Here is a 12,536-nt window from a genome sequence, read left to right on the forward strand (position 1 = left end):
TAAATAATGCGAGTTACACAATCAATGCTTTCAAATAATATGCTACGACATTTGTCCGGAAGCTATTCAAAAATGGGGAAAATCCAAGAGCAGCTTATGACAGGAAAAAAAATCAATCGTCCTTCAGATGATCCTGTTGTAGCTATGAAGGGTATTGCGTATCGAACAAATCTGGATAAAGTTCAACAATTTCAACGGAATATGGGTGAGGTTCACAACTGGTTAGATACAACAGATGAGACGCTGAATCAAGTTACTAGTGCCATGCATCGTGTTTCAGAGTTGTTAGTACAAGCATCTACTGATACACTTACGCCGAATGATCGTGAGAAAATTGCTGTAGAAATGGAACAAATCCAAAAGCAGATTGTTGATTTCGCGAATACAAAGCTAGGAGACAAGTATTTATTTAGTGGAACAAATACATTACAACCATTATTTACTGGATACCCTACAACGGGTAATCTGAATGTTAATCCTAATGCCAATAGCAATAAAGTTGAAATTGAAGTTTTTAATGGAATTACTCTTGATGTAAATGTAGATGGAAAAACATTTTTTGCTAATTCTACAAATGGTGTTGTTGCAAAGCTTGGTGAGATTGTTGGAACATTGAAAGATCCAGCTAAAAGTGGGGCAGATCTTACTGGGTATTTATCAGATATTGAAACTCAAATGGATAATTTGTTACTTCTTCGTGCCGAAATAGGTGCAAAACAAAACCGCGCAGAGATGATGGAGTATCGGTTAGATAGTCAAGAAATAACTGCTACAAAACTTATGTCGGAAAATGAAGATGCAGATATTGAAAAAATAATTACAGAGTTAACAACACAGGAGAGTCTTCATCGGGCTGCACTTAGTGTAGGTGCAAGAATCATTCAACCATCTTTAATAGATTTTTTAAGATAAGCTATCTTTTTTAGATAGCTTTTTTACTAGGAGTGTATAAAGCATGATACTTCCGCAAATAAGACTAGAAAGTAAACAAGCACAAATTGGAATCGAAACGACTAGTGCAAGAACAGAAACTGAACAACCAAAGGCTGAATTATCGATCCAACAACCAAAGGCAGATATATCGATGGAAACAACTCCGCCTAAATTAACAATTGACCAAACAGAAGCATGGGCTGATATGGGCTTAAAGAATATCCTCCGAAGTATCGAGGAATTAGCTCAGAAGGGGAAAGAGGATACACTCGTCGGAATAGCAAGAAGAGTTCAACAAGGAACTGAATTAATGGAAATTGAAAATGGTGGAAATCCATTAGTAAGACAAGCACAAGAAAATGGTCAAAAGCCCATGAAGGAATTTAACATTGGCTTCATCCCATCCTTTGGAAGTGTGAAGATTCATTATGAACCCGGTAAAGTGGATATTAAGGCAACACCACATAAACCTATTATTGATGTTCAAGTGAATAAGCCAATTGTTGATTATTTTCATGGTAAGGTCGATACTTATCTAAGGCAAAGAAATGAGTTGAAGATTGATTTTGAATACATAGATACAAAGGCATAAACAGGAAAAGGATGGTAACTAATGGTCATTCAAACAAAGTACCATGGAGAAATTGAGGTACACGAAAATGAGATAATCCAGTTTCAAAGTGGTTTACCTGGGTTTCTAGAGGAGAAGCAATTCGTATTGTTGACAATCGATAAAGAATCACCTTTCTTGATTTTACAATCGATACAAACAGAAGAATTAGGGTTTGTAGTTGTAAATCCGTTTCTTTTTATACGTGATTATGGATTTAAATTGTCTGAAGGAGAAAAAGAAATATTAAAGATAGAAACTGAAAGTGACATACAAATATATTCGATTTTAACGATAAAGGAACCATTTGAAGAATCAACGGCAAATTTACAAGGTCCTATCATTCTTAATGGAGTCAAACAGATTGCAAAGCAAGTGATATTAAGTCATTCGCCATATACAACTAGGCATAAACTCTTTGCTGAAACAACAATTAAATAGGGAGGTGGAAGTATGCTTGTTTTAACAAGAAAAGTCAATGAAGCCATTCAGATTGGCGATGATATAGAAATTACGATTCTTTCAGTTCAAGGTGATCAAATAAAACTAGGAATCAATGCCCCAAAACATGTTGACATACATCGGAAAGAAGTATATTTATCGATACAAGAATCAAACAATGAAGCTGCTTCTATCTCTACAACCTTATTAGAACAATTAAAAAATCAAAAATTCTAACCTTAAATGACAATGCTTAAGAATTTTTATGTGAAGAAAAGATAGGTCGAAAAGTTTTATTGAAAAATCATAAAAAATACAAAATACTATTAAACATTTACTAATCATGTCGATATAAGTAGTGTAAGGCAAAGAAAGCTAAAGGCGGCCGACTTTAGCACTATAATTACCACATGGATGTGGACAAACCCAATTTCAAGGAGGAAAATTAAAATGATTATCAATCACAATTTAAATGCAATGAACTCCCACCGTCAGATGGGCATGAATGTTAATGCTGGTGCAAAAGCGATGGAAAAGTTATCTTCAGGTCTTCGTATTAATCGCGCTGCTGATGATGCTGCTGGTCTTTCTATCTCTGAAAAAATGAGATCACAAATAAGAGGTTTAGATCAAGCTTCAAGAAATGCTCAGGATGGAATTTCTTTAATACAAACAGCTGAAGGTGCTATGAACGAAGTAAGTAGTATGCTTGTTAGAATGAAAGAATTGGCTGTACAAAAATCTACTGGTACTTATAACACAGCAGATAAAGCTAATATAGATGCAGAAATGGATGCTCTAAAAGCGGAAATTACCAATATTCAAACTTCTACTAAATTTAATGATTCAACTGTACTTAATGGTGGAACTCGTGATATTGCAATAAATCATGATGGTACTGTTAAGTTAACTGTTGCAGACGGAGACATATCTGCTGCTGTAGCATTAACTAATGCTTCAACTGGAGCTGATATTGATGCTGCTATTGATGCTGTGAATACTTCTAGATCAGCATTAGGTGCTCTTCAAAATAGGTTGGAAAGTACGGTAAGAAATGTAGATACAACTAAAGAAAACTTACAAGCTGCAGAATCTCGTATCCGTGATACGGATATGGCTAAGGAAATGATGGAGTTTACTAGAACAAACATCCTTAACCAGGCTTCTCAAGCTATGTTAGCTCAGGCGAACCAGCAACCACAAGCTGTATTGCAATTACTTCGTTAATTTTATTATTCAACTTAAGGGAGACTCTATTTTTAGAGTCTCTTTATTACTAAATCGTATGGGTGTGGTAACTTTTGGAGTCAATCTCTCTTTGTATGATAGTAAAAAATGAGGAAAAGGTAATTGCACGTTGTTTGGAAAGTGTAATTGGATTAGTAAATGAAATAATAGTAGTTGATACTGGATCAATGGATGAGACAAAGAATATTGCTCAACAGTTTGGTGCAAAAATTTATGATTTTAAATGGAATAATAATTTCTCTAATGCTAGAAATTATGCCTTGGAGCAATCTACATCTAGTTGGAATATAGTATTGGATGCTGATGAATATATTATAAACGATTGTAAAGAAGAACTACTTAAATTTATTAATAATGAAGTAGCAATAGGGAGAATTGAAATAAGGAGTAAATTTATTCAAAATAATGAAGTGAACTATGACAAGGCATTTGTTTCAAGAGTATTTCCAACTGGTCTTACTTACAATGGACGAATACACGAGCAGTTAGTTTCCAAACTACCTAGAAAAAATATTCCAATTGTAGTTGGGCATGACGGATATTATTTAACTGACAAGTCTAATCGTAATATTCCTTTATTGCTTCAAGAAGTAAAGTCGAAACCAAATGATCCATATTATTTATACCAACTAGCAAAAGAATATAGAGGTAATAAGAACTACGACTTGGCAAATCAGTGGTTTGAAAAGAGCTATGCCTTATTAAATGGCAATGAAATATACTACCCTAGTTTAGTTGTTATTTATCTTTATACTTTAAAGGAGGTTGCTGACCTTAATCTTGCAATAAAAATTATCAAAGACAATCAAACACGCCTAGTTCAACTGCCCGATTTTCACTTTATTCGAGCATTGTTATATATGGATCTGGTTTTAAGTGATACCAATAAGTATATTAATCTCTTTCCTGAAATTGAGAAATGTTATTTAAAATGTATCGAGCTAGGTGATAGTGAACACTATGATAGTGTTGTCGGAACTGGTAGTTTTGCTGCTTTATATAATTTAGGTACATTTTATGAAGTGACTGGTCAAATTAATAAAGCTAAAGAATGCTATAGTAGAGCATCAGAATATAATTATAAGCCTGCTATTAATCGATTAGATTCATTGTAATATATAATGAGTGCGGAGAATTGTTGGGGAATTACCTATAAGTATGTATAACTGATTACCATTTCCCACTTCTCAAGCTTATCCTGTTTAGTCTTGCTTATACTGATTAGTAAAGAAAAGACATAGACAATGGGGTGCTGCTGTATGAAACGTTTGAATGTCGTTAATTTCCATGAATGATCTCAGTCGATTTACGTTTGTATGAAAAATAAGAAACCCGGGCAAATATACTCTATCGAATTACATCTGTCCGTCTCGTAATGGAAGTCGCTGAGATTTGTAACTTGCACCGGCAGAAAGCCACTGAATACATCTTTCGTTTTAACGTAAATTTGGTAAGGGACGTCCTTGCTTTTTAACAGAAGAACAACAGATGGAGCTAAAGAAATTTTTTTCACTAGTTTCCCTTCCAAGCATGGATGGGAACGGATGTATCTTGGAATACACCGATTGTCCCTGAATACTTTCATCGCACCTATGACGTGCAAATGATTCAAACTGGTGTATTATGTATGTTTTGGTGTCTCTCTTATCGTTATACACGCCCTATTTATGTGTTAAAAAATGCGAATTCTAAAAAACAAAGCTTGTTTACTCATAAACTAGAATGGATAAAAAATGCCTATAATGAAAATACGATCCTCTTATTATCAGGAAGAGACACACATTCGAGCTTATCAAAGTCTGCATTTGACTTGGTCTCGGCCTGGAACGCAGCGAAAAATTCCTACCTATGGTCATCATGCTTCAATTGTGCTGCTCGAACGGTAGAAGTCGTTACTACCTTGACTTCTTAGCGGAGAAAGAAGCCTCTTTCATGTTTTTAAAACATCTCTTGAAAAGATAATTTTTGCTCACTTCATTCTTATTACCTATTTGAAATTATTCAATCCGTGACGATATAAAGAATATATATATTATATTAAGGCTAAGAGTTAAGAGTATAGTACTTACTATCCAGAGCCTGTAGAACATATAAGTAAAAGATATGGAGGATAAATGATGATTACTAATACAACCATAAGATTTTCAGGTTTAGCCTCTGGCTTGGACACAGAAAGTATGGTAAAGGAGTTAGTTAATGCTCAAAAGCATAGGTTAATTAAATTACAGCAAGCGAAAACGATGAATATGTGGAAAACAGATGCTTATCGAGAAATTAATAGTAAGCTTGCAAGCTTTCGATCTGCAACTGAGAATCTAAGACTTCAAACCCCATTTAATAAACAGACTGCAACAGTAACACAACCTGAAAAATTGGGAGCCACAGTTACAGGATTACCTTCTTCTTCAACTTACACCATAAGTGAAGCTTCTATGGCTAAAGAGGCTAGAGGTGCTTCTGCTAGTTTTAAATTAAACATTGCAGAGGGGGGAGCCCTGGATGAAAATATTTCTTTTGATCTTAATGGAACTCTTGTTACCATTGAAGCTACAGATACAATAGCAACTGCCATTACTAAAATCAATGATGCTGGTGCAGGGGTTACAGCCTCCTACTTTAAAGATGGAGGTTCATTAATTTTAACTAGTACGAATAAAGCAGCAACATCTGAGATCTCTATCACTAATTTAAAAGTAAATGGTGATACAGCTATTTCTGCTAATAAATTAGGGCTCATAAATGGGACAGTTAATGATAGTACAGATAGCTTTTCTTCAAATGGTGTATCTACAGCTAAAGGTTCTGATGCGGTTGCTGCGAAAGTCGTCATAAATGGATTGACTATCAATCCAATAGGGAACAGCTTTACCTTTGATGGAATTAAATTTGATTTGAAGGCAAATATCACAACTGATCAACCTGTGTCTGTTGAAACAAGAAAAGATACAACAGTTGTTTTTGACAGCATTAAAAATTTTGTGGATAAGTACAATGAGCTAATTGCGGAACTTAATGGAAAGATAGTAGAGAAACGCTACAGGGACTTTCCGCCTCTAACAGAAGAACAAAAAAATGAGATGACAGATCGGGAAATTGAGCTCTGGGAAGAAAAAGCTCAAAGCGGGATGTTAAATGGGGATCATACGGTTTCTAGGTTTCTCACGGATTTAAGATCTAGTTTAGGGACTGCTGTTGAAACAGGTGATGCAGGATTTCAGTTTTTATTTGATATTGGCATTACAACAAGTAAAGATTGGCGAGATAATGGCAAGCTAGTAATTGATGAAAAGAAGCTAAACGCAGCTCTAGAAAATAATATGGATAGTGTCATAAAGCTTTTTACTTCAAGTAGTTTGGAAACTGGCACGACTGTATCCAATGTCCAAAAGCATAATGAGAGCGGCTTAGGTATCAGATTATACGATCGGTTAAATTTTGGAATTTCTGAACTAAGTTCTAAGGCAGGTTCTCCTAATCATTCTATTGATGTAAATAGCATGCTGGCCAAAGAATTGAAAAATATTGAAAACGGCATATCTAGAGAAGAGGATCGTTTAGCTCGAGTTGAAGGCCGTTATTGGAGACAGTTCCAAGCAATGGAAGCGGCTTTGCAAAGAGCTAACTCTCAAAGTGGTTGGCTTATGCAACAATTCGGTGGAGGGATGTAAAAAAGCAAAGTGAGGGATATGAAACCCTTCACTTTGCTTTTTTTAGGAACTTAAAAAAACCGTCATATCAAAACCTTTTTAATTTAGGAACTTCTACTAAATGTAAATGAATTATTGCCGATATTAATAATAGATTTGGTTTGTTCAGTCGAAAGGGGAAGACTAGTATGGTAATTAAAGATATTTCCTTTAACTCTTCTGTTTTTAAGAACGCTGATATTTCAAGTAGAAATAATGAATTGATAATTGATCACATACAACCAAAAGAAAATAAACAACTAGAGAACAAAATACTAGTTTCAAAGGAAAGGCTTGAAGAGGTTGTGAATGTGATGAACGACTTTTTATCACCAACCACTACTTCGTTAAAGTTTGAATTACATGAGGAATTACAAAAATATTATGTGAAGATTATTGACACAAATACAAATGAGGTTATTCGGGAAATTCCATCAAAGAAATTGCTGGATATCTATGCTTCAATGACAAATTATTTGGGGCTCTTTTTTGATAATAAAGCTTAAAATTGATTTTCTAGTTTTCTTAGAGGTAAGAAGGAGTGGATGAAAAATGGCTGTGAATAATCCCTATCAAGCGTATCAAAAGAATTCAGTATCAACCGCATCGCCAGGCGAGTTAACGTTAATGCTCTATAACGGTTGTCTTAAATTTATTTCAATGGCCAGAGTTGCGATGGAAGAAAATAATATTAGTGGAAAAAATACAAATTTAATCAAGGCACAAAATATTATCCAAGAACTTATGGTTACATTGAATATGGATAATGAGATTTCAAAACAAATGATGGCAATGTATGATTATATTAAATCATGCCTAATTGAAGCTAACATAAACAATGATCTGCAAATATTAGAAGAAGCAGAGGGATATGTGAAGGAATTTAGAGACACATGGAAGCAAGTTATTCAAGTGAACCGTCAAAAGCAATTTCAAGGTGGACAAGCCTAGTGAACGCACTTTTGTCACTATACCATATAACAAAGGAATTACTGGAGTTAGTGGAACAACCGATTTCGAAAGAGAATCGAGATAGTATTATTGAAAAAATTACTTCTCTCTTAGACTTGAGGGACCGTACAATTAAAGAAATTTCTCCACCCTACACAGATGATGAAAACAAGGTAGGTACCGAAATCGTCCGTATGAACAAAATCATTGATTCCAAATTAGCAGAAATTAAACTCGAGATCCAGACGGATTTAGCCCAATTGAAAAAGAGTAAAGCTACTTCAAAAAAGTATGCTAACCCCTATCAAGTCGGGTCGGCAGATGGAATGTTTTTTGATAAAAGAAAATAGCGTTGATACCGAGTAGTGCAAATGCTACTCGGTTTATTTTATTAGATTTTTCTGTAAAATAAGGATAAATTGACTATAAATAGTAAAATAGACCTTTTCAAAAGAGTAGTATAATAGTATGATAGTAGGTAATGAATAACAAAAAACCAAAGTGAAAAAGGCAAACTATGGGAAATCATAGGACGCAAAGCCAAGGGCCTTACCCACAATAAGTGGATGGTAGCCGGTTGCCACAAGGACTCATAGTCTATCTACCTATGAACCTTGTATGAGGTTCTTTTTCTTTTGGCTTTTTTTAGAAAGGTAGGACTAAAGAATGAAGAAAATTTTAAAAAGAAATGTTACTTTTTTCGCGTTGCTTTTAATGGTTGTTCAATTGTTCTTCCCATTTGGCAATGCACTTGCAAGTGGTAGTATGCTGCCACCAAGCGATATTTCATATCAGGAGGTAACTCCAGATGATATTAAACTCAGTTGGAATTCTGTATATGGCGCAACAGGATACAATATCTACGAAATTACTGAGGGTCGACTCGTTTTACAAGAGAAGGTAAATTCTAATAGCTTTTTAATAAATAATCTTCCTGAGGGTACTTATACCTATGTCATATCGACATTAACTTCGGAAGGTGAGTCTGGACCAAGTGCTCCTATCAGTTTTACTGTTACATATCCAGAGATGGTCACCCCATCCAATCTATCTTACAGGATTAGTAATGGAAACAATGTAGTTCTATCCTGGGATACAGTTAAATATGCGGAAGTCTATAATCTCTATCAGGTTTCCGAGGATGGACAGCTTACGTTACTAGCTTCTCCAACGAAGAAGGATTACACAATTACAAATTTGGCTGAAGGAAATTATCAATATGCTGTTTCCGCAGTTAACACATTATATGGAGATTCACCTACTTCAGCACCTATCATAGCTGAGGTGGTTCATCCAATGATGGTAACACCAAGCAACTTCAAATACTCAATTTCAAATGGGAATGACGTTACCTTTAGTTGGGGGTCGGTCCCTTTTACAACAGAATATAGACTTTATAAAATTACCGAAAATGGCAAAGAGCTTGTTGGAACAACAACTAATACGTCTATTAGACTGTCAAATGTTTCAGCAGGAAGCTATAAGTATGAAGTTCAGGCATTCAGTGACCGCTTTGGCGAATCCGTCGGTGGAGAAGGATTAACTGTCGTTTTGGATGAAATCACGATGGAGGCACCGGCCAATTTTTCATATCAATTATTAAATCTTAATGATATAAGGCTAACTTGGAATAGTGTTCCAAATGCCAAAGAATATAAAATCTATCAAATCATTGATGGTGAAAAACTATTAAAAAGTACAGTCTCAAATACTTCCATCACATACTCAAAGGCGGAAGCCGGGGATTATGAATTTGAAATTCATTCATACAATGATCGTTTTGGAGAATCAGTACAGGGTGCAAGAGTTTCATTAACGATTGATCACGTTGAAATGCAGTCACCAGGCAAAGTAACCTCCTATGTTAAAAATGGTAACGATGTTGTGGTGGAATGGGAACCAACTTCAAATACAACCAATTATTATGTTTACCAAGTGAAAGATGACGGGTCTAAGGTAAGAGTAAAGACAGTAACAAGTCCTTCGACAATCACTACTATTACAAATATGGCAGAGGGCAATTACAAATATGTAGTCCATTCCTATTCATCTCGATTTGGCGAGTCATTAGAGGGAACTGAAACAATCATTTCAGTTATTCACCCTGAAATGTCTGCACCTACTAATGTTACGAAGACAATTAAGAGTGAGACATCATTTAGTCTAGAATGGGATGCAGTGGAATATGCAACAACCTATAAGATTTATCAGATTGAAAATGAAGAAAAAGTTCTCAAGGCAACTACGAGTAGTACGAATAGAACCTTCTCGAATATGGCTGCTGGGGAATACGCTTATGAGATTTACTCTGTTTCTTCCAAATTTGGTGAATCTAAAATAGGTGCTCAAATAATTGTTACAGTAGAGGGACTGACAATTAAAGCACCAACAGATCCCAAGTTTGAAATCAGAAATGGAAACGATATTTTTCTTTCATGGACGGTTGCAGAGAACGCAACAAATTACAATGTATATCAGGTTATCGATGGAGAAAAGGTCTTTTTAAAAAATACAAGTTCAAAAACATTAACTATATCGAACCAACATGAAGGTGACTATCATTTCGTTGTTCATTCAAACTCTACGATTCATGGCGAATCGAAGTTTGGGGCCGAGATTTTAGTAAACTTAGTGCATCCAGAAATGGAGAAGCCGGCAAGTCTTAGCTATGTGTTGTCAAATGGAAATGATATTAAACTTTCGTGGGAAAAGGCAGATTATGCTGATTCTTATAATGTTTATGAGGTAATAGGTGTCAAAAAGGAACTCGTTAAAAAAGATATTACTTCAAATGTATATCAAATAAGTAATGTCAATGAAGGAAACCACATATATTTCGTTCAATCCGTAAGTAAACGTTTTGGGGAATCAGTAGAGGGAAGCATTGTTTCTTTAGATGTTCTATATCCAACAATGCAAGCACCGGAAAATCTAACAAAAACTATTTCGAATGGTAATGACATTCAATTAAAGTGGACGGCATCAGATTATACCAAGAACTACAATGTGTATCAAATTATTGATGGTGAAAAAGTATTACAAAGAACCGTAACTGGAACTAGTGTAAATTTTACAAATCAACCAGAAGGTGACTACGAATACGAGGTTCACTCATTTAGTGACCGTTTTGGAGAATCTCCAGAAAGTAGTGCGGTTTCGGTTACATTGGTTCATCCCATTATGCAGAAGCCTGAAAATGTGACAAATAGCATTTCAAATGGAAATGACATTGTTCTTAGGTGGGAAAAGGTAGAATATGCAAAAGAATACAATGTGTATCAGATTATAGATGGTGAAAAGGTATTCCAACGAAAAACTACAGGTACATCAACAATGTTCAGAGGTATGCCTGAGGGTGATTATGAATATGTTGTGCATTCTTATAGTGACCGTTTTGGAGAGTCTCCTGAAAGTACGTCGACAGAGTTAACACTGATCTGGCCAGAGGTACAGCCTACTCAACTAGTTGGAGTAATTAATGATATAAATAATATTACTTTGACCTGGTCAGCTGCTGATTGGGCAAATAAATACCGAGTGTATCAAATAACAAATGATAGTCGCAAACAGATATATGATGGTACAGCAAGAAGCTTAAAAGTTCATAATTTAACCGAAGATACACATTCCTTTGAAGTAATTGGGTATCACACTACTTTCGGTGAATCAGTGCCATCAAACCAGATTACAGAAAATATTATCTATCCAATCATGGAGCCACCAGTAGCAAACTTGAACTTAACAAGTGACACAAGTGCAAGAATTACCTGGGATTTCGTAACCTATGCAAATGGTTATAACATCTATGAGATTATTGATGGCGAGCAAGTTTTGATCGCTGAAAAGGTTAATAATTTGTCTTATACACTTAATAATCTTTCATATGCAAACCATGAATATATTGTTACTTCTGTTAGTAATTCATTTGGAGAATCAGTACCTTCAAATATTGTACTTGCTAAATTAATTATCGATGAGGAAGCACCTGTTACATCAATTAATGCACCGACCAACTGGGTTAATGAGAGTGTGGATGTTAGATTAACTGCTACCGATAATGAGGTAGGGGTTGAAAAGACATTCTATTCTCTAAATGATGGAGTATTCGTTGAAGGAACTTCTTTCTCTATAAAAGAGGAAGGTATTCACAAGGTTTCCTATTATTCTGTTGATAATGTCGGTAATACTGAAGAAGTAAAAACAGTTGAAGTGAAAATTGACAAGACAAAACCAACTACAATATCAAATGTTGAAGATGTATGGAACAATAAGGAGTTCCAAGTAGAATTAACAGCTTCCGACAACTTAAGTGGAATTGCAAAAACCTTTTATTCCTATGACGGTCTTATTTTTGTAGAAGGTAAAAATTTTACTGTTAAAGAGGAAGCGGTAAATCATATTTTCTTCTATAGTATTGACCAGGCAGGGAATAAAGAAGAAATCCAAACAATTGAAGTGAAAGTGGATAAAACAGCGCCGGTTACAACTTCTGATGTTGTAGAAGCTTGGGACAACAAAGATATTCAGGTTGAATTAACTGCAACTGACAGCTTAAGTGGCGTAGCTCAGACTTTCTATTCAGTAAATGGATCTGAGTATGTAGAAGGTACAAATTTTACTCTTAGTGAAGAGGGTATTACTGAGGTATCTTACTACAGTGTTGATGT

11 protein-coding genes and 1 riboswitch are annotated in these 12,536 nt (G+C 35.0%); all 11 genes read left to right on the forward strand.

The window, feature by feature from the left end; genetic code table 11:
• Positions 1-6: 6 nt before the first annotated feature.
• Positions 7-912, forward strand: a complete 906-nt coding sequence (gene flgL / locus V7112_RS14670; RefSeq protein ID WP_335421045.1) for a flagellar hook-associated protein FlgL — start codon at positions 7-9, stop codon at positions 910-912.
• 43 nt (positions 913-955) lie between these two features.
• Complete coding sequence (locus V7112_RS14675; RefSeq protein ID WP_335421047.1) at positions 956-1,525, forward strand: DUF6470 family protein; 570 nt, start codon at positions 956-958, stop codon at positions 1,523-1,525.
• Positions 1,526-1,546: 21 nt separating this feature from the next.
• Entirely contained in the window at positions 1,547-1,984 is a 438-nt protein-coding gene (gene fliW / locus V7112_RS14680) for a flagellar assembly protein FliW (RefSeq protein ID WP_335421049.1), read from the forward strand.
• 12 nt (positions 1,985-1,996) lie between these two features.
• Positions 1,997-2,221: a carbon storage regulator CsrA gene (gene csrA, locus V7112_RS14685; RefSeq protein WP_335421051.1), complete on the forward strand. Its 225-nt coding sequence runs from the start codon at positions 1,997-1,999 to the stop codon at positions 2,219-2,221.
• 213 nt (positions 2,222-2,434) lie between these two features.
• Positions 2,435-3,211, forward strand: a complete 777-nt coding sequence (locus V7112_RS14690; protein WP_335421052.1) for a flagellin — start codon at positions 2,435-2,437, stop codon at positions 3,209-3,211.
• 74 nt (positions 3,212-3,285) lie between these two features.
• Positions 3,286-4,347 carry a tetratricopeptide repeat-containing glycosyltransferase family 2 protein gene (locus V7112_RS14695; RefSeq protein ID WP_335421054.1) on the forward strand — a complete coding sequence of 354 codons (1,062 nt, stop codon included), beginning with the start codon at positions 3,286-3,288 and terminating at the stop codon, positions 4,345-4,347.
• A 1,002-nt stretch (positions 4,348-5,349) separates the two neighbouring features.
• On the forward strand, positions 5,350-6,900 hold the full coding sequence (gene fliD, locus V7112_RS14700) for a flagellar filament capping protein FliD (protein ID WP_335421056.1): 1,551 nt from the start codon (positions 5,350-5,352) through the stop codon (positions 6,898-6,900).
• Positions 6,901-7,067: 167 nt separating this feature from the next.
• Positions 7,068-7,424, forward strand: a complete 357-nt coding sequence (flaG, locus tag V7112_RS14705; protein ID WP_335421058.1) for a flagellar protein FlaG — start codon at positions 7,068-7,070, stop codon at positions 7,422-7,424.
• 46 nt (positions 7,425-7,470) lie between these two features.
• On the forward strand, positions 7,471-7,869 hold the full coding sequence (gene fliS / locus V7112_RS14710) for a flagellar export chaperone FliS (RefSeq protein ID WP_335421060.1): 399 nt from the start codon (positions 7,471-7,473) through the stop codon (positions 7,867-7,869).
• Positions 7,869-8,219, forward strand: coding sequence for a flagellar protein FliT (locus V7112_RS14715; protein WP_335421062.1), 351 nt, complete (start codon positions 7,869-7,871; stop codon positions 8,217-8,219). Before fliS ends, V7112_RS14715 begins: the two co-directional genes overlap by 1 nt.
• A 149-nt stretch (positions 8,220-8,368) precedes the next feature.
• Positions 8,369-8,454: riboswitch (cyclic di-GMP riboswitch) on the forward strand.
• Positions 8,455-8,535: 81 nt separating this feature from the next.
• Positions 8,536-12,536: OmpL47-type beta-barrel domain-containing protein (locus V7112_RS14720; protein ID WP_335421065.1), on the forward strand; the 4,001-nt coding region annotated here is incomplete at its 3' end.

This window comes from Bacillus sp. JJ1566 (assembly GCF_036962685.1).
GTDB lineage: Bacteria > Bacillota > Bacilli > Bacillales > Bacillaceae_L > Ferdinandcohnia.